The organism is Comamonas sp. 26 (assembly GCF_002754475.1).
Classification (GTDB): domain Bacteria; phylum Pseudomonadota; class Gammaproteobacteria; order Burkholderiales; family Burkholderiaceae_C; genus Comamonas.
Window position 1 is genome coordinate 771,716 of the sequence record NZ_PEFL01000002.1, and the last position, 17,390, is coordinate 789,105.

The 17,390-nt window shown below is 60.3% G+C and carries 17 protein-coding genes; 4 read left to right on the forward strand and 13 right to left on the reverse strand.

Translation table 11 applies throughout. The features are described from left to right. Positions 1-11 precede the first annotated feature (11 nt). From CLU84_RS18035 to CLU84_RS18050, 4 genes are all read right to left on the reverse strand, one after another. Entirely contained in the window at positions 12-794 is a 783-nt protein-coding gene (locus tag CLU84_RS18035) for an enoyl-CoA hydratase/isomerase family protein (RefSeq protein ID WP_099738974.1), read from the reverse strand. Then, positions 791-1,717: a S9 family peptidase gene (locus tag CLU84_RS18040; RefSeq protein WP_099738976.1), complete on the reverse strand. Its 927-nt coding sequence runs from the start codon at positions 1,715-1,717 to the stop codon at positions 791-793. Before CLU84_RS18040 ends, CLU84_RS18035 begins: the two co-directional genes overlap by 4 nt. Before the next feature lie 21 nt (positions 1,718-1,738). After that, a complete protein-coding gene (locus CLU84_RS18045; RefSeq protein WP_099738978.1) occupies positions 1,739-3,346 on the reverse strand; it encodes a carboxyl transferase domain-containing protein in 1,608 nt (535 codons plus the stop codon). Between the two features lie 75 nt (positions 3,347-3,421). Further along, a complete protein-coding gene (locus tag CLU84_RS18050) occupies positions 3,422-5,140 on the reverse strand; it encodes an AMP-binding protein (protein WP_099738980.1) in 1,719 nt (572 codons plus the stop codon). Positions 5,141-5,225: 85 nt separating this feature from the next. Here CLU84_RS18050 and CLU84_RS18055 point away from each other — a divergent pair, with 85 nt between their 5' ends. Next, positions 5,226-6,302, forward strand: a complete 1,077-nt coding sequence (locus tag CLU84_RS18055; RefSeq protein WP_099738982.1) for an AraC family transcriptional regulator — start codon at positions 5,226-5,228, stop codon at positions 6,300-6,302. A 14-nt stretch (positions 6,303-6,316) separates the two neighbouring features. Beyond that, positions 6,317-7,012 carry a DUF4336 domain-containing protein gene (locus tag CLU84_RS18060; RefSeq protein ID WP_099738984.1) on the forward strand — a complete coding sequence of 232 codons (696 nt, stop codon included), beginning with the start codon at positions 6,317-6,319 and terminating at the stop codon, positions 7,010-7,012. Between the two features lie 13 nt (positions 7,013-7,025). On the opposite strand, the gene CLU84_RS18065 is transcribed toward CLU84_RS18060, so the two are convergent. Both CLU84_RS18065 and CLU84_RS18070 read right to left on the reverse strand, forming a co-directional pair. Further along, positions 7,026-7,751: an HAD family phosphatase gene (locus tag CLU84_RS18065; protein ID WP_099738986.1), complete on the reverse strand. Its 726-nt coding sequence runs from the start codon at positions 7,749-7,751 to the stop codon at positions 7,026-7,028. Between the two features lie 101 nt (positions 7,752-7,852). After that, positions 7,853-8,932 (reverse strand): hypothetical protein, encoded by a 1,080-nt coding sequence (locus tag CLU84_RS18070; protein WP_099738988.1) that lies wholly within the window; start codon positions 8,930-8,932, stop codon positions 7,853-7,855. A gap of 170 nt (positions 8,933-9,102) precedes the next feature. On the opposite strand from CLU84_RS18070, the gene CLU84_RS18075 reads away from it, so the two are divergent. Continuing rightward, positions 9,103-9,804 (forward strand): response regulator transcription factor, encoded by a 702-nt coding sequence (locus CLU84_RS18075; RefSeq protein ID WP_099738990.1) that lies wholly within the window; start codon positions 9,103-9,105, stop codon positions 9,802-9,804. On the opposite strand, the gene CLU84_RS18080 is transcribed toward CLU84_RS18075, so the two are convergent. Beyond that, on the reverse strand, positions 9,786-11,600 hold the full coding sequence (locus tag CLU84_RS18080) for a hybrid sensor histidine kinase/response regulator (RefSeq protein WP_233210261.1): 1,815 nt from the start codon (positions 11,598-11,600) through the stop codon (positions 9,786-9,788). The genes CLU84_RS18075 and CLU84_RS18080 overlap by 19 nt on opposite strands. 13 nt (positions 11,601-11,613) lie before the next feature. Further along, positions 11,614-12,027, reverse strand: coding sequence for a YchJ family protein (locus CLU84_RS18085; RefSeq protein ID WP_099738994.1), 414 nt, complete (start codon positions 12,025-12,027; stop codon positions 11,614-11,616). Positions 12,028-12,160: 133 nt separating this feature from the next. Between CLU84_RS18085 and CLU84_RS18090 the strand changes: the two genes are divergently transcribed. Further along, positions 12,161-12,652, forward strand: a complete 492-nt coding sequence (locus CLU84_RS18090) for a DUF421 domain-containing protein (RefSeq protein WP_099738996.1) — start codon at positions 12,161-12,163, stop codon at positions 12,650-12,652. A 2-nt stretch (positions 12,653-12,654) separates the two neighbouring features. Here the strand turns inward: CLU84_RS18090 and CLU84_RS18095 are convergent, their stop codons facing one another. From CLU84_RS18095 to CLU84_RS18115, 5 genes are all read right to left on the reverse strand, one after another. Next, positions 12,655-13,446 (reverse strand): alpha/beta fold hydrolase, encoded by a 792-nt coding sequence (locus tag CLU84_RS18095; protein WP_099738998.1) that lies wholly within the window; start codon positions 13,444-13,446, stop codon positions 12,655-12,657. 178 nt (positions 13,447-13,624) lie between these two features. Continuing rightward, positions 13,625-14,755, reverse strand: coding sequence for an acyl-CoA dehydrogenase family protein (locus tag CLU84_RS18100; RefSeq protein WP_099739000.1), 1,131 nt, complete (start codon positions 14,753-14,755; stop codon positions 13,625-13,627). A 46-nt stretch (positions 14,756-14,801) separates the two neighbouring features. Beyond that, positions 14,802-15,473 (reverse strand): SDR family oxidoreductase, encoded by a 672-nt coding sequence (locus CLU84_RS18105; RefSeq protein WP_099739002.1) that lies wholly within the window; start codon positions 15,471-15,473, stop codon positions 14,802-14,804. Between the two features lie 77 nt (positions 15,474-15,550). Continuing rightward, the gene (locus CLU84_RS18110) at positions 15,551-16,180 is read right to left on the reverse strand and encodes an MSMEG_1061 family FMN-dependent PPOX-type flavoprotein (protein WP_099739004.1); all 630 of its coding nucleotides are present in this window, start codon (positions 16,178-16,180) and stop codon (positions 15,551-15,553) included. After that, entirely contained in the window at positions 16,177-17,289 is a 1,113-nt protein-coding gene (locus CLU84_RS18115; protein ID WP_099739006.1) for a hypothetical protein, read from the reverse strand. The genes CLU84_RS18110 and CLU84_RS18115 overlap by 4 nt, the downstream gene beginning before the upstream one ends. Positions 17,290-17,390: the final 101 nt, after the last annotated feature.

A 17,390-nucleotide genomic window follows, 5' to 3' on the forward strand; every position in this document is an offset into this window, starting at 1 on the left:
TCCTGCTCCGCTCATCCGGGCAGCCAGCTGGGCTTGCGTTTGTTGAGAAAGGCCTGAACGCCTTCGCGCCCCTCGTTGCTGGCGCGAATGTTGGCAATCGACTCCACGGTGGTGGCAATCAGCTGCTCATTGATTTCTCGCTCGGCCACATCCAGCACCAGTCGCTTGCAGGCGCGAACCGCCGCCGGGCCTGCGCTGAGCAGATGTTTAAGCCAGCCGTCGACCACGGAATCCAGTCCATCAACATCCACCACCTCGTGCACATAGCCGATGCGGTGCGCCTCTTGCGCCGAAAAGCGCTCGCCCGTCAAAAAGTAGCGGTGCGCCGCCCGCGCACCCATGGCGCGCAGCACATAGGGGCTGATGGTGGCGGGGATGAGGCCAATCTTCACCTCGCTCAGGCAAAAGCCTGCGGTATCCACCGCCACCGCCATGTCGCAGCAGGCCACCAGGCCCATGCCGCCGGCATACACATCGCCCTGCACGCGCGCAATCGTGGGCTTGGGGCATTCGTAGATGGTGCGCAGCATCTCGGCCAGCAGGCCGGCGTCCACGCGGTTTTCATCGCGGGAGTAATCGGCCATGCGGCGCATCCAGTTCAAATCGGCACCCGCACAAAAAGCCGGGCCTTCTGCCGCCAGTACCACGGCGCGCACATCGGCGCGCTCACCCACTTTGTGAAAGGCGGCGGTAATTTCGGCAATGCCGGTATCGCTGAAGGCGTTGCGAATCTCGGGCTGGGCCAGCGTGATGCGGGCAATGCCACCGTCCACGGTCAAGGTCAAAGCGGTCATGGTTTGTCTCCCATCGAGTAATTGCTTTGCAGTGCAGCCGTCGCTGTGGCCGGCATTTGCTGCGCGAGGAATTCACGCACCTGCGGCAGCCATTGGTCTATGTTGGCTGGCAGATCAAAAAAGCGATGGCCTTCATGCCCGCTGGGCGGCACAAAAACCAGCCTCAGAGGGTGTCCGGCCTGTTGATAACTTTGAGCCATCTTACGCACCAGTGGCGGGCGGAAGTAGCTATCGTTTTCTGCATAAATCCACAGCTGCGGCACACGGCTGGTGGCGGCAAAACGGGTCACGGTTTTCAGCAGTTCAGGCTCGCCGCACACGCTGCCTTTTTCACGCATCTGCGGCTGGGCACCACGCCCGCCAGCAAAATTGATCACACCGCGCAAACCCGCAGGCTGCTGCGCGGCCAGCGCCAGCGAGGCAAAGCCCCCGGCAGACTTGCCCAAGAGCACCACCTTGGCCGCATCCACATCGGGCAGCTTCTGGCCATAGACCATGATGGCCGCCACATCACGCGCGGCCTCTTGCGCAGCATGGATGTAATCCGGCGCATCGCAGCGGCCATAACGGTCGGCCAGCGGCCCATCAGATGCGCCATAGCCCCGGCGCAAACCCGTCACCACCACATAGCCCAGTGCTGCAATGGCGCGGGCTTGCGGGGCATAGCGCTCCGTCAATGCCTCGCGGGCCTCTTTGCCGCTGGGTGTGCCGTGGCTGAGCACCACCAGCCCCCACGGACCGACAGCCTGTGGCCGGTAGATATGGCCTGCAAGCTCTGCGGTGTGCGCGGGCGATGCACCAGCAGCAGGCACGGCGACGGGAATACGCACATCCACTTGCTGCACAGCAAGCTCTGCCCTTGCCGCCATGGGCAAAGCCAGCAGCAGTGACGAGAGAGCGATGAAAAAATGGTGGCGCATCATGATCTGTAACTCGGCGTTTTTTTACATGCGGAAGACGCCGAACCGGGTGTCTTCAATCGGTGCGTTGCGCGATGCCGCCAGGCCCAGCGCCAGCACGCGGCGCGTGTCAGCCGGGTCGATCACGCCGTCATCCCACAGGCGGGCCGTGGCGTAGTAAGGATGACCCTGGTCTTCATACTGCTGGCGAATCGGGGCCTTGAAGCCCTCTTCCTCCTCGGCGCTCCAGCTGCCGCCCTTGGATTCAATACCGTCGCGTTTGACGGTGGCCAGCACGCTGGCGGCCTGCTCGCCGCCCATGACGCTGATGCGCGCGTTTGGCCACATCCACAAAAAGCGCGGCGAATAAGCGCGACCGCACATGCCGTAGTTGCCCGCGCCAAAGCTGCCGCCAATGATGATGGTGAACTTGGGCACCGCCGCCGTGGCCACAGCCGTCACCAGCTTGGCACCGTGGCGGGCAATGCCTTCGTTCTCGTACTTGCGGCCCACCATGAAGCCGGTGATGTTCTGCAAAAACACCAGCGGCACCTTGCGCTGGCAGCACAGCTCAATAAAGTGCGCTCCCTTGACGGCCGATTCGCTGAACAAAATGCCGTTGTTGGCAATGATGCCGACCTGCATGCCTTCAATGCGCGCAAAGCCGCAAACCAGCGTGTTGCCAAAGCGCGCCTTGAATTCATCGAACTGGCTGCCGTCCACGATGCGCGCAATGATCTCGCGCACATCAAAAGGTTTGCGGGTATCGACGGGGATCACGCCATACAGCTCATCGCTCTCAAAAAGAGGAGCTGCTGGCGCTTGATCTGCGTTGGCTTGCGGCTTGTTTCTATTCAAATTGGCAACGGCCTGGCGTGCCAGCGCCAGCGCGTGCAAATCGTTCTCGGCCAGATGATCGGCCACGCCAGACAGGCGCGTATGCACATCGCCGCCGCCCAGATCCTCGGCGCTGACCACCTCGCCCGTGGCGGCCTTCACCAGCGGCGGGCCACCGAGAAAAATTGTGCCCTGATTTTTGACGATGATGGACTCGTCGCTCATGGCCGGCACATAGGCGCCACCGGCCGTGCAACTGCCCATGACCACCGCGATCTGCGAGATGCCCTGCGCGCTCATATTGGCCTGGTTGAAGAAGATGCGGCCAAAGTGTTCGCGGTCGGGGAAGACCTCATCCTGATTGGGAAGGTTGGCACCGCCCGAGTCCACCAGATAAATGCAGGGCAGATGGTTCTGTGCCGCAACTTCCTGCGCGCGCAGGTGCTTCTTCACCGTCATGGGGTAGTAGGTTCCGCCCTTCACGGTAGCGTCGTTGCAGACGATCATGCAGTCCACACCGCTGACGCGGCCTACACCGGCGATAACGCCCGCACCCGGCGCATCGTTGCCGTACATATTGAGCGCAGCCAGTGGCGAGAGCTCCAAAAACGGCGTACCCGCATCCAGCAGGCGCTGCACACGCTCGCGGGGCAGCAGCTTGCCGCGTGCCACATGCTTGGCGCGGGCAGCTTCATTGCCGCCCAGCGCGTTCAGGTCGCAGCGCGCATGCAGATCATTCACCAGCGTCTGCATGGCGGCGGCGTTGGCCAGAAAGTCCGCAGAACGCGAATTCAGTTGTGTCCCCAGAATGCTCATTGCTTGCCTTTTGAAGGTTGGGCTCTCAGAGCGATCACGCTCCACTAGCTTGTTTTTTCTGCCCCTGCTTGTCGCTCAGGCGGTCTTGATCACACGCAAATCCAGCAACTCGATCATCTCGTCGCGAATCTTGAATTTCTGAATCTTTCCCGTCACCGTCATCGGGAAGGCTTGCACAAAACGTATGTAGCGCGGCACCTTGTAGTGCGCAATCTGGCCCTTGCAGAACTCGCGCAGCTCGTCCTCTGTCAGCGCCTGCCCGGGCTTGGTGATGACCCATGCGCACAGCTCCTCGCCATAACGCACATCGGGCACGCCCACCACCTGCACATCCTGCACCTTGGGGTGGCGGTAGAGAAACTCCTCAATCTCACGCGGGTAGATGTTCTCGCCACCGCGAATCACCATGTCTTTGATGCGCCCCACGATGTTGACGTAACCCTGCTCATCCATGGTCGCCAGATCGCCGGTGTGCATCCACTGCTCATCGTCAATGGCTTCGTGGGTCTTTGCCTCATCACCCCAGTAGCCATGCATGACGGAATAACCTCGCGTACACAGCTCGCCTGATACACCGGGCTGCGTGATCTCGCCCGTCACCGGGTCGACCATCTTCACTTCCAGATGCGGCTGCACCTTGCCCACAGTCGAGACGCGTTTTTCCAGCGGCGTATCGGCATCGCTCTGGCAGCTGACGGGGCTGGTCTCGGTCATGCCGTAGGCGATGGTGATCTCGCTCAGGTGCATATCGCGCACCACGCGCTTCATCACCTCGGTGGGGCACGGTGATCCGGCCATGATGCCGGTGCGCAAGGTGGACAGATCAAACTCCGCAAAGCGCGGGTGATCCAGCTCGGCAATAAACATGGTGGGCACGCCATGCAGGCCTGTGCATTTCTCGGCCTGCACGGTCTCCAGCACGGTGAGGGGATCGAAGCCGTCGTTCGGGTAGACGACGGTCGAGCCATGCGTGAAGCAAGCCAGATTGCCCAGCACCATGCCAAAGCAGTGGTACAGCGGCACAGGAATGCAGAGCCGGTCTTCGGGCGTCAGTCTCATGCATTCGCCGATGAAGAAGCCGTTGTTCAGAATATTGCGATGCGTCAGCGTCGCCCCCTTGGGGAAGCCCGTGGTGCCGCTGGTGAACTGAATGTTGATGGGGTCGTTGTTGCTGAGCGTGGCAGCAATAGCGTTAATGCGCTCATCCCCGCTCTCACCTTGCGCCATCAGCTCTGAAAAACGCAGCATTCCGGACTGCTCGTCACCTTGGCCCGCCACATCAATCCAGATCACGGTGCGCAGCTCGGGCAAGCGCTTGGCCTGCAACTGGCCGGGCTCGCTGGTCAGCAGCTCAGGAGCCAGTTCGCGCAGCATTCCAAGGTAGTCGCTGGTCTTGAATTGCGGCATGGCAACCAGCGCTTTGCATCCCACTTTGTTGAGCGCGTATTCCACCTCGGTCGTGCGATACGCCGGGTTGATGTTGACCAGAATAAGTCCCACCTGCGCAGTCGCCAGTTGCAGCAGAACCCACTGCGCATTGTTGTGGCTCCAGATGCCAACGCGGTCGCCTTTGACCAAGCCCAGATTCAGCAAGGCACTGGCCAGCTGGCGCGAGGCAGCATGCAGCTGCCCATAGCTGTAACGCAGGCCTTGATGGCGGCTGACGAGCGCATCACGGCTGCCCTGGCGCTGCGCCATGTCGGCAAAAAAATCGCCAATGGTCTGTTCAATCAACGGCACATCTGTACGCCCTTTGGCGTAGCTGGCGGTCAGCACGTTTACTTGCGATGGCATCACGGGTCTCCTCGGCACCGAATTCAGCCCAGAATAAGGGCAAGCCCTGTTCAGATAAAGTCAGACAGGTTGCAATAATTGCCAAATGCTGACGCCTTCACTGATCAAGACTCCACTGCCACACCATGCCAGTTCCGTGCTCAAATCGCACCCGGCAATTACCCCCATGGCGTTTGTTCAACCCATCGTCCGGGCCTATGAGCAAAGGCAGATGTCGCCGCTGGCTGCACTTGAAAAGGCACAAATCCCGCCAAGCCTGGTAAACAATGCGAGCGAGTGCATCACGGCCTTGCAGATGGAGGCCCTTTCAGACGCCGCCATGCGCGAGCTGGACGATGAAGGACTGGGCTGGTTCGAGCGCCGCCTGCCCTGGGGCAGCTACGGCATGCTGGCGCGCGCCAGCATCAGCGCACCCAATCTCGGTCTGGCTCTGGCGCGCTGGTGCCGCCACCACGGGCTGATTACGGGCGACATTCAGCTGCAGCTCAGCGAGCAGGCTGGTACGGCCACACTCACCCTGCATGAAAGCCGTGCGCTGGGTGCCATGCGCGAGTTCTGCATGGTGTCAGTGCTGCGCAATATTCATGGTTTTGCCAGCTGGCTCATCAACGAACCCATCAGCCTGCAGCACGCCAGCTTTCCGTTTGCCACACCGGCCCATGCCAATGTCTACAAGGTGCTGTTTGCGCCGGGCAGCATCGGGTTTGATGCGCCGGTTGCCAGCCTGCAGTTTGAGGCGCGCTGGCTGCAGGCCCCGCTGGCGCGCGATGAGGCCGCGCTGAACCACATGCTGCAGCGCGCACTGCCCATACAGGTACGCCCCTATCAGCGCGAGAAAACACTGGTGCAGCGCGTGCGCCAGCTGCTGGCCGCCGGTGGTGAAGAGCAGCAGACGGCCGAGACACTCTCGCGCCAGTTGCATCTGTCGCAGCGCAGCCTGCACCGCCAGCTCAAAGAAGAGGGTATTTCGCTGCAGGCGCTGAAGGATGACATTCGACGTGAGCGTGCGATTGCACTGCTGCTGCGCACCAGCCGTCCCATCAAGCGCGTGGCGCAGGCATGCGGCTTTATGAACGACAAAAGTTTTATCCGCGCCTTTAGGCTGTGGACGGGACTATCGCCCTCAGAATTTCGCAAGACCGCCGGTCAACGCGCCGCATAAGCCAAGGAGCCAGCATGCAAGAGTCCACAGAGAAATGGCAAGCCATCACAGATGGGGTATGGAGTCTCCACTATCCATTTACCAATGCAGGAATGAAGGTCAGCACGCGCATGACCGTGATACGACTGGCTGATGGCAGCCTGTTCTCGCACTCCGCCGTGCCGCTGTCGCCAGCACAAAAAGCGGCGCTCGACGCCATCGGGCCGCTGCGCCACATCGTCGCCCCCAGCGCCATGCACCATCTGTTTGTTGGCAAGCTGGCCAAACTTTATCCACAGGCCCGGCTCTATGGAACAGCGGGCGTGCTGCGCAAGCACCCCGATCAGCCACTGCTGGAGCCATTACCCGCCAACGACGAAGCGCCCTGGGCGGGCGAGCTGCAATGCATTTATCTGGACGGCTTTGCGCTGCTGGATGAAACGCTGTGGTTTCACCCCGCCAGCGGCAGCCTGATTGCCACCGATGTGCTGCAATGCTGGCAAGGGCCGCTGAGCCTGCCGGTGCGCATGTATCTGGGGCTGACGGGCGGGCATGAGCGCCTGACCGTGCCACGCACCGTGCGCCTGCTGGTCAGGGACAAAGCCGCCATGCGCACGTGGGTCCAGCAGGTCAAAAACCTGCCCGTGCAGCGCGTAATACTGCTGCACAACAGCGTTATTGATGATCAGCCCATGCAGCGCCTGCGCGAGGCGCTATCAATCTGGGACTGATCAACGATCTGCTTTACTGGATTTCGTGCTCGTAGCCATCGCCCGCAAGCATGCTGGCCGCGCTCTTGCGCACCGCATCAAACATGGCGGGCAAGTCGCCCATGTCGCCAAACACGCAGGCAGCACCGGCCTCCAGCAATTGCTCTGCCGATGCGTGCCCCTGATCCGCAGGGAAGTAACCCCAGACGGTTGCGCCCGCAGCGACGCCCGCCTGCACGCCCGTCACCGTGTCTTCCACAACCAGGCACTTGGCAGGGTCTGCATCCAGCGCCTTGGCTGCTGCCAGATACACATCGGGGAAGGGCTTGCTGCGCGGCATCTCATGGCCGCTGTAAACATGGCCTTCAAAGTACCCAGCCATACCGACCTTGGCCAGCTGCATCTCCACCTTGGCGCGGTCTGCACCCGAGGCGCAGGCAATACGCCCATTGCACATCGCATGCAACTGCTTGACTGCCTCCAACGCGCCATCAATCGCCACCAGCTCGGCATTCAAGGCGGCGTTGCGGCGGTCGTAAAACTCGGCCATCCATGCATCGGTCAAAGGCTTTCCGGTGTGGGCTTCGATCACCGCTGCCTGGCTGCGCACCGTCTTGCCGATGAAGTCACGCGTGCACTGCTCCTGGCTGATGGCCCAGCCCGATTCGTTGAGCATGGTGCACAGCACGCGGTTGGTGATGGATTCGCTGTCGACCAGCACGCCATCACAGTCAAAAAGCACAGCATCAAAAGCAGTCATGGAAACATCACCAGCGCATCGTCGGATGCAAAAAAGGCGCCCAGCGGCGCCTCGGATCAAGAAACTGAGGGCAATATTATGCGCTCACGCCCTTTTCAAGTTCAGGGGAAGGACACTCCGGCCAGCGGATGAATCATCCACGCGCTATTCTTGACGTAGATGGTGCTGGTCTTATTGTCGGCGGTCATGATGCCGCTGAAGTAGAAAAAGCCTTTAGCCGCATTGGCATTCATATTGCTCAGCTGGGTCGTGAGCGCGTCATTGACTGACGATGCCTCGACCAGATATTCAATGGCACCGTTCTGTGCCGAGCTTTTCTCGAAGACATCCACATAGTTCATGTTCATCGGGTCGCTACCCAGCCCCTGCGTGCCGCGAATGAACCAGCCGTCCGCACCCTTTTGGGCCAGGCTCGTTCTCATTGCTGCAGCATCGGCAGCCGAGGAAGGGCTGCTGAGTTTGTCGACCTGGTAGCTGTAGGTAACGCTGTCATTGCGCTTGGCATACAGACTGAACAGTTCGTTGTTGATGATCTGAGGACCCAGATAACGATAGCCTTCGGCGCCTTGGCTGTTCAGCTCTGCGGCAAAGTCTTCGGCGGTCGTTCCCACAGGTGTCACCGCTCTGTAGCTGAACTGGTCGCTACGGCTGTTGTCCTTGACATAGACGCTGCGGATGTCGCTGATATCGCTGAACACCGCATCGGACTTGTACATATAGCCGCTGCTGCCCTGTTGATTCAGCTGTGCCAGAAAGCCGATGCGCGATGGCTGCGCCGCAGGATTGACATAGCTGAACTTGCGCCCTGCATGCGCAGTATCTGTAAGGTAGAAGTCGCCGATCTCCGCGCCGGTCGCAGAAATCGAGCCCGCCAGCGAGCTGAACAGCGCATAGCCGTCGGCACCCATGCTGTTGGCGGCATCCAACATCTGCGCATGGCTGCTAGCGGTCTGGCCGCCCAACTTGTAGGTCCCCGTGACGGCCTGATTGCCAGTGCCACCACCATTACCGCCTCCGTTATCGCCTCCACCGCTGCCTCCGCCAGAGTTGCCGCCCGATCCCCCATCCGAACCACCGCCAATGGCCCCTCCGTCATTCCCGCCGTCACCACCACCGCAGGCGGCCAGGCTAGCTAGCATCAGCAAGGCTGCGCTTCTACGGGTCAGTTGGACTGATGTCATTTATGCTCTCCTCGTACTTATTTCAGAACGTAAAACCGGCTACAGGACACCGGTTGCCCCGCCACAATTGTCTGAATCCAGACACAACGGCGTTACCCCTCCCAAGGGGGGTATTTGTTACCGCTTACCGATTTCTGTACTGACAGATTCGCTCCGATAAAGCACAAGACATGTCCCAGACGGCTTCCTCTGCAATGTTTTCTCAAACGACTTCACAGGCCTACGCACTGGTGATCGACGACCACCCCCTCGTCGCCCAAGGGGCCCGGCATATGCTGCTGCAACTGCCTCACTTCAAGCGTGTGCTGACGGCCGAAAGCGGCAATCAGGCCCTGACACTGATGGCCAGCGAAGGAGCGCCGCTATTGACCGTGGTCGATTTCTGGCTGGATGAAGACGACGCCACACGTTTCATCAAAGACATGCTGAGCCTGGCTCCGGCCACGCGCATTCTGATGACCAGCGGAGACAGGCATCCGGCCATCGCCAGCAAAGCCCGTGCAGCCGGGGCGCACGGCTTTGTGGCCAAAGCGCGGTCCACAGATGATTTTTTGGCCGCCGTGCAGGCGCTGTTGTCCGGCGGTCAATGGTTCGAAATGCCCGAGCACCTTCGTCCTGCTAGCGCCGAGACCCACCCGCTTCGAATGACGGCCAGAGAACTCGGCATCACCGCCCGCCAGGCCCAGGTACTAACCCTCGTGCTGCGAGGCAAACCCAATCGTGCGATTGCGCAAGCCCTGAGTCTGTCGGAGCACACGGTCAAGGAGCATGTGACGGCGGTCCTGCAACGGCTTGGGGCGGCCAACCGGGTCGAGCTGTTCACCAAGCTGCGCGGGGTGGAGCTCAGCGACGATCAGGCATTGGACAGCTGAGCAAAGCAACGCGCGAGGATGGCGTGCAACTCCTGTGGTTGCAATGGCTTGGGCAATACCAGATAGCCTTGCTCCTGTGCCTGCTCCAGTGCAGCCATGTCGCCACTCATGAGGGCACCGCTGGCCTGCGGCAGACCATCCAGCACTTGCTGCAGCACATCAAACCCCTGTTCGCTACCGTCCAGTTGCTGGTCGCACAACACGAAGTCCGGCAACCAGCCGCTGCCCAGCACTGTCCACACCTGCCGACCCGAGCGCACCCAGCGCACCTCAACACCCCATGCCTGCAGAATGCGCTCCATGGCCTGACCCACTAGTGCCTCGTTGTCCAGCACCAGGCAGCGCCCCTGCAAACGGGCCAGTTTTCCAGCTCCCGTACGGCCATCCAGACTGCTGGCATCAACGACTGCAGGCATCTCTGGCTGCTGCGGCCAGTGCAACCAGAAACAGGAACCGCTTTCCAGACGGGACTGCACACCATAGTCCACTCCCAGATATTCTGCCGCCAACGCCACCACGGACAACCCAAGACCATGCCCACGCAAACCTGGCGGCAAACCAGGGTGCGATTCATGCTCCTGACTGGAGGAAGCACGATAGTGACGGCTGAAGATCCTGGTCTGCTCCTCAGCCGCTATGCCTGACCCTGTGTCCCAGACCTGCAGCTGCCAGCGTCCCTGTCTGCGCCGACAGCCCAGCAGCACGCCGCCACTGGCCGTATAGCGCAAAGCGTTCTGCACCAGGTTGAACACCATCTGCCGCAGCAAGGCCGGATCGGCATGCAGCACTGCCGCTTGCCGCCGGGGCGTGAAGATGGAAAGTGTCAATCCGCGTTGGGCCGCGTCATGGGCGAACATACGTCGCGCCTCTTCAAACACCTGAGCCACTGCGACAGCCTGCGGGTGCTGGACAAAGGTGCAACTTTCGAGACGCGACAGATCCAGCAAGTCATTGAACATGCCTCCCAGATCACGGGCGCAATCCTGAACATCATCCAGCAAACCCGCTACTTCGGCATCGCAATTGCGCTGACGGGTGGCTTCCAGCATCAGTCCCAGGGCATGCAGAGGTTGGCGCAGGTCATGGCTGGCTGCAGAGAGAAACCAGTTTTTCTCGGCCAGCGCATTCTCCGCGTCGACCTTGGCGACTCTGTAGCTGTCGGCCAGGGCCTGGCGCTCACGCTCATGGGCGAGTTGCTGGCGCACAAACTGCCTGGCCCCCCAGGCGTGGCGGCCAATCGTCAGCCCGAACAACAGCAGCAGGGGCAGCAGATAATTGCCCTTGCTCGGAAAATACCACGCCGCCGCAGCCAACATAGGCACGTAGATGCCCGTGAAAAATCCGCCAAAAACAAGGGGCACCGGGGCCAGAAAGGTTGTACCGGACGCCAGCACACCGACCAGAACCAGATAGACAAACAGTCTGAGATCGACATGGCTGGGCGGCCATGTAAACCAGATTGCAGTGGCCCACATCAAACCGTTGATCAGCCCGGCCAACGCCAGCTGGCGCTCCCAGCGCCGCAGCAGGCGCGCATCGGCCTCGTGCCCCTCGAGCGCCCGCCACTGTCGCCGCAGATGCAAACGAAAGCCCATCAACCCCATGGCCATGACCGCCATGAGGCCCCACCAGACCAGCAGCGGAGTCACCAGCGCCGGAGCGCTGCGTGTGGCAAGCCAGAGGATGGCCGGAGGAATCAACAGCGCCGCAATTTCCGAGGAGCCACGCGAAGTCAGCGATTGCAGCAAGCGCAGCCGCGCTCTCAGGTCCACAGTCGTCACGGCGAGCTGATCCACTGACACCTGTATATCAGAACTGGTCGCCATCCACGTAATACCAGCGCCCGGCCTCGCGCACAAAGCGGCTGCGCTCATGCAGGCGCACGGCGCGGCCAGAGATGCGGTAGCGGGCAACGAATTCAACCTCGGCTGCATCCTTACCCGTCACTTTGAACTTCTTGACCTCCAGCCCCAGCCATTTGGTAGAGGCATCAAAATCCAGATCAGCCGGGCGCTGACTTTCATGCCAGGTCGCTTGCAGATAGTTTGGGTTCTCACGCACGAATGCGCTGTAGCGCGAGCGCATCAGCGCCTCGGCATCAGGCGCGGGTTGCATATCCCAATGATCCATATAGCGACCGCAGCAATCGGCATAGGCCAGCAACTTACCTTTGGCATTTTTACGTCCGCAGGGACAGTCCAGCTTGTTTTCGACTTCTTTCACAACACCTCGTTCTCTGCCCTGAAATGAGCTTGGGTCAGCAACGCGATATTGTCAGCCCAATGCGGAGCATGCAGGCTTCGCTTGCGCAGACCCGCACGCAAGCGCAAAGTGCTCGCAGTTCAAAGGAGTATCTATGTTGGCCATGGCGGTTCCCTGGTGGGAGTTTGTGGTTCGCGGCGTCGCCGTCTATCTGTTTTTGCTGGTGTTTCTGCGCATCACCGGCAGGCGCCAGACGGGGCAATACGCCCCCTTTGATCTGGTGCTGCTGCTGATACTTTCCAACGCGGTACAGAACTCCATGAATGCAGGGGATAACTCGCTGATTGGCGGCCTTATCAGCGCCAGCACGCTCATCGCCTGCCATGCCCTGCTCTCGCGCCTGACTTATCACTTTGCCAGTCTGCGCAAACTGGTGAACGGCAAACCCAAGGTCTTGATTCACCAGGGCTTGGTACAGCCCAACCTGATGACGCAAGAGCAGATTACGGCCGAAGACTTGGCGGCCGCCCTTCGTTCCAATGGCTGCCTGAACGCCCATGATGTAGAACGCGCCACCATCGAAACCAATGGTCAGATCACCGTGGTTTTGCGCAAGCGCAGCGCGGCGGACCTGGGCGAAGCCTGAGTTCAGTGCAACTGATCCAGAAACTGCTGGATGGAGGCATTCACAGGCTCTGGGTGCGTGAGATTCGCGGCATGGCCTGCGCCCGCCACATCCATCCACTGGGCATTGGGCAAGGCCTTGAACATGGCCCGCGCACGCTCTACGCTGATCGCCGCATCTTTATCACCATGAATGACCAGCGCAGGCACCTTGATCTCGGCCAGACGCGGACTGATGTCATCACGCAGCGCCAGCGCCACAAAGCTCTGCCCCAGATTGACGGGTGAAGCCTGCTTCCATTTGGCACGCCACTCCGCAGCGCCCTCCCAGCCCTGGCCCAGAATAATCTGCTCCACCGTGCTTGCCATATCGTCTGAAAGGCCATGCTCCATCCACGCTTTGAGCAAGGCCTCGTGATGCGGCAGCAACTCGGGGTCTTCCAGCATGGCTTGCGTGTCTATCAACACCAGCGCACCCACTACCTCAGGGTGAATCAGTGCGCAGCGCAGCGACAGATAGCCGCCTTGCGACATGCCCACCAGCACGGCTTTTTCCACGCCCAAATGCTTGAGCAGCGCCGCCAGATCATCGGCAGAGTCGTAATAGGTGAACGACTCGCAATGCTCGGGATCCGCCGTCTGCCCATGGCCACGCTCGTCCCAGCTGATGCAGCGGTAGCGCCCCTGCAACGCCTGTATCTGCGGCTCGAACATGGAGTGATCCATGAGCAAGCCATGCGAGAACACCAGCGCCGGGCCACGCCCTCCTGTGTCTTCGTAGTAGATGTTCTGGCCATTGACCTGGGCAAAAGGCATGCGCTGGACTCCTGCTTCAAATGGTGGAAACCCTTGGGACACATCGTAGAAGATCGGTCCCGCTGATCACATCCTAGGCAGGCCTTGTGACATCGGCAACCGGCTTGGCCCTAGAGCACCACAATACCGCCCCTGGCGGTTGACAAGTGTGGGCATTTGCGCGCAGCCCGCTTGCAAATCAGGCCAGCGCGCGCTGGATAAGGATTTTTTGCACGTCACTGGTCCCTTCATAAATCTGGCACACACGTACATCGCGGTAAATGCGCTCCACGGGGAAGTCGTTCACCACGCCATAACCACCCAGCGTCTGGATGGCAGCGCTGCACACACGCTCGGCCATTTCGCTGGCAAACAGCTTGGCCATGGCCGCCTCCTTCAAGGATGGCAAACCCGCATCGCGCAGGCTGGCCGCATGCCAGATGAGCTGCCGTGCCGCTTCAATTTGTGTAGCGCATTCAGCAAGCCTGAATCCAACGGCCTGATGATTGAAGATGGGTTGACCAAAGCTCTCGCGCTCTTTGCTGTATTGCAGAGCACATTCAAATGCGGCACGCGCCATGCCCACGCTTTGGGCGGCGATGCCAATGCGCCCGCCTTCCAGGGCGCTCAGGGCAATCTTGTAGCCCTCGCCTTCCGCACCAATCAAGTTGGCAGCGGGAATACGGCAGTTTTCAAAGTTGATCTGCGCCGTATCACTGCTGTGCTGGCCCAGTTTTTCTTCCAGCCGCGCGACCTGATAGCCGGGGTTGCTGGTGGGCACGATAAAGGCGCTCATGCCCTTCTTTCCTGCGGCCTTGTCCGTCACGGCAATGACGATGGCCACATCGCCATTCTTGCCGCTGGTGATGAATTGCTTGACGCCGTTGATGACGTAGTCGTCTCCATCACGCACGGCCGTGGTGCGCAATGCCGAAGCATCTGAGCCCACATGCGGCTCGGTCAGGCAGAAAGCTCCCAGCATCTTGCCTTGCGCAAGAGGGCGCAGCCAGAACTCCTGCTGCTGGGCATTGCCGTATTTCATCAAGATAGCGTTGACCGGGCAGTTGGTCACGCTGATGACGGTGCTGGTGCCGCCGTCGCCCGCTGCAATCTCTTCCAGCACCAGCGCCAGGCTCAGATAGTCCATGCCCGCGCCGCCCAGTTCCTCAGGCACGCAGATGCCGTAAGCGCCCAGTGCGGCCAGCCCCTGATGCACATCTTTGGGAAACTGATGCTCCTTGTCCCAGCGCGCGGCGTGCGGAGTGATTTGCTCACGCACAAAGTCGCGCATGGCATCGCGGATCATTTCCTGGTCCTGGTTCAGCAGCATGAATGTCTCCGATATTGATAGCTGGATGCCTATGTTCTACCCTGGCTCAAGCACCCAAAAGCTCTGTTTTTGTGCCGTCGTAGCGCCATAAGCTGCCACGGTCTTCGGGCTGCACCTGCGCCAGCACATTCATCAGCCCCTTGACGCTATCCGCCAGAGGTACGGTGGCACCGGGGCCGCCCATGTCGGTCTGCGTCCAGCCGGGGTCCAGCGCCAGCAAGGTCAGGCCCGGCCATTGCTGGCAGGCAGAGGCCACCGCCATATTGAGCGCCGCCTTGCTGACGCGGTACAGCCATGCGCTTTCGTCGGCACTTCCGAGCAAAGACATCTCGCTGGAGAACGCGGCAATCACGCCGCCTGTTTCTTGCACCATGGGTGCAATCTGCGGCAGGGCCTGCATAAAGCCCAGCACATTGCTGTGCATGACTTTGTCAAACTGCTGCTGTGTGGGCGGCACGCCTGCGGCGTGACCATCCCAAACGCCCGCCACATACAGAGCGAGATCTATGCTTTTGCCATCGAGCTGCCAGGCCAGACCGCTGACGCTGGCGGGGTCGGCCAGATCGACCTTCAGCACCTGTGCACCCAGCGCTTGCAGCGGGGCCATGTCTTCGCTCTTGCGCACGGTGGCAATCACGCGCTGGCCCTGTGCCAGATAGGCCTCTGTCAAAGCCCGCCCCAGCCCGCGTGAGGTGCCCAAGATCAGTATTGATTTCATAGCTGCTTGCGCTTACTGAAAATGGATTTCAATGTTGTTTTCATAAAAATTCCTTTGGAATAAAACGCTATCCGCTATCAAGTTTTCTTCAGTTCCTCGGCTGCGATCAGGGCCTTGTAGCGGGCGACCATCAGATCCTGTGCTTCAGGCTCGGTGGTGATGCCCATCTGCGACTGAATAATCTGATTGAGCGAAGGCATGACATTGCGTGACACCTGTGCCTCGGCGCTCCACAGCTTGGATCGCATCAGCGCCTTGGCACAGTGCAGATAGGCCTCTTTCACATTGACTTCAATGACCAGCTTGGGCCGAAAGTAATCACTGGCAAACAGCGCTGTGTAATGCGCCTCATCGCGTAACTGGGCCGTGCCGTTGACGCGCAGGGTCTCGTCAAAGCCTGGTACAAAAAACAGCAAACCCAGACGCGGGTCGTCGACCAGATTACACAGACTATCCAGTCGGTTGTTGCCACCCGCATCGGGGATGAGCAGCGTATTGGAGTCTGCGGCCTTGACGAAGCCTGGCTTGCCGCCACGCGGCGACGCATCCAGCAAACTACCGTTGCAACCACCCGTGGACATGACCAGAAATGGCGACAGGGCGATAAAGCGCAGGCAGTAACGGTCAAGCTCCCACTGCTGCTTGAGCAGAGCCCGCTCCGCAGGCGCTGCATAAAGCTGCTGCAATTGCTCACGCGAAGTGATCATGAAACGAGCTCCTCCTGCTGGCGGTCATTGCGATGAACAGCGGCGTACAGCGACAGATATTCGTTCCACGAAGGATCAAAAATCACCGACAACTGCGGCTCAAGTCCCGACGCATTCTGCTTGGCCAGTTGCTGCGCCAGTTGCATGGCATGGGCTGGGTCTTCCACATAGTAAGTGGCAACGCGCGAGCGCATGTCTTCAATGCGCGAGAACGCCAGAATGCCGCGCTGCTGGCTGCTGAGCTGTTCATCCAGCGCGTCCTGCGCATCGCGCACGCCGTCCAGCTCTTCCTGACTGGCAAAGCGCATGCGCCACTCCAGAAAGTGCGACAGATCGGCACGCGTGGCCACGGCATTGGCACCGTCGTGAAAGGTCAGAATATCGGGCGGTGAATCTTCAGCAGCGCCGTGGGCACGGACTTCCAGAGAAATCCAGCGGTCGGTATCTTCTTGCGGGAACTCGTAGCTGCGCCCCAGTTGCTCGCGAATGAAAGCATCAAAAATGGGGGGGAAGTCAGACAGCAGCGCCGTGCCATGCACATCATCAGCCGCTTCATCAACAAACTCGACCGGACCTACGCGCACTGAAAAATCCCACTCACCCAGCACATGGTCCAGCATGATGAAAGTCATGTGTTGCGCTTGCTCCATCATGTCTGGCGCAATGCTTTTCTCAAACGAGAGCTTGAGTCCGGTGATACCGCCCGCATTGAAGTAGCCCACGCGCACATCGGAGCAGGCCAGCTCGAAGCCGTCCATGCGCATGCCAAAGTTGCTGCCCAGCGCGCGGCTGCGAAATGCCTGCACGCTGTAGTGCTCAAAATGCGGCGCTTTGCGCACCATGGCCTGAGCATTTTCAAACTGGGCAGTATTGCCATGGGCAGAAATCACCAGCTTGGAGCTCGCCTCCTTGAGCTTACCCTCCAGTTCCAGACTCAGACCCGGCGCGTATTGCTGCAGCACTTCATTGGCGCGCTCCACAAACTCGTGGCCATCCAGTGCCTCCAGCTGGCTCAGCTGACTGGAAAAATCGCTCCAGAAGGCGTCAATCTGCTGCGGGGCCAGCGGCTGCTCCGTGTCACTGTGCTCGTGTGGAAGGTCTGCGCTCATGGGTGATTTCCGCAAAATGATCTGCACGCATTCACAAACGAATGCGTGCAATCCGTTGAACATGCGATCACTGTAGATCAATCCAGTGACCGTTTAACCCA

Excerpts from the sequence above, each read along its gene's own strand:
- CLU84_RS18035 (WP_099738974.1), bottom strand. The coding sequence starts at position 794 with ATGACCGCTTTGACCTTGACCGTGGACGGTGGCATTGCCCGCATCACG.
- CLU84_RS18040 (WP_099738976.1), bottom strand. The coding sequence starts at position 1,717 with ATGATGCGCCACCATTTTTTCATCGCTCTCTCGTCACTGCTGCTGGCT.
- CLU84_RS18045 (WP_099738978.1), bottom strand. The coding sequence starts at position 3,346 with ATGAGCATTCTGGGGACACAACTGAATTCGCGTTCTGCGGACTTTCTG.
- CLU84_RS18050 (WP_099738980.1), bottom strand. The coding sequence starts at position 5,140 with ATGCCATCGCAAGTAAACGTGCTGACCGCCAGCTACGCCAAAGGGCGT.
- CLU84_RS18055 (WP_099738982.1), top strand. The coding sequence starts at position 5,226 with ATGCTGACGCCTTCACTGATCAAGACTCCACTGCCACACCATGCCAGT.
- CLU84_RS18060 (WP_099738984.1), top strand. The coding sequence starts at position 6,317 with ATGCAAGAGTCCACAGAGAAATGGCAAGCCATCACAGATGGGGTATGG.
- CLU84_RS18065 (WP_099738986.1), bottom strand. The coding sequence starts at position 7,751 with ATGACTGCTTTTGATGCTGTGCTTTTTGACTGTGATGGCGTGCTGGTC.
- CLU84_RS18070 (WP_099738988.1), bottom strand. The coding sequence starts at position 8,932 with ATGACATCAGTCCAACTGACCCGTAGAAGCGCAGCCTTGCTGATGCTA.
- CLU84_RS18075 (WP_099738990.1), top strand. The coding sequence starts at position 9,103 with ATGTCCCAGACGGCTTCCTCTGCAATGTTTTCTCAAACGACTTCACAG.
- CLU84_RS18090 (WP_099738996.1), top strand. The coding sequence starts at position 12,161 with ATGTTGGCCATGGCGGTTCCCTGGTGGGAGTTTGTGGTTCGCGGCGTC.
- CLU84_RS18095 (WP_099738998.1), bottom strand. The coding sequence starts at position 13,446 with ATGCCTTTTGCCCAGGTCAATGGCCAGAACATCTACTACGAAGACACA.
- CLU84_RS18100 (WP_099739000.1), bottom strand. The coding sequence starts at position 14,755 with ATGCTGCTGAACCAGGACCAGGAAATGATCCGCGATGCCATGCGCGAC.
- CLU84_RS18105 (WP_099739002.1), bottom strand. The coding sequence starts at position 15,473 with ATGAAATCAATACTGATCTTGGGCACCTCACGCGGGCTGGGGCGGGCT.
- CLU84_RS18110 (WP_099739004.1), bottom strand. The coding sequence starts at position 16,180 with ATGATCACTTCGCGTGAGCAATTGCAGCAGCTTTATGCAGCGCCTGCG.
- CLU84_RS18115 (WP_099739006.1), bottom strand. The coding sequence starts at position 17,289 with ATGAGCGCAGACCTTCCACACGAGCACAGTGACACGGAGCAGCCGCTG.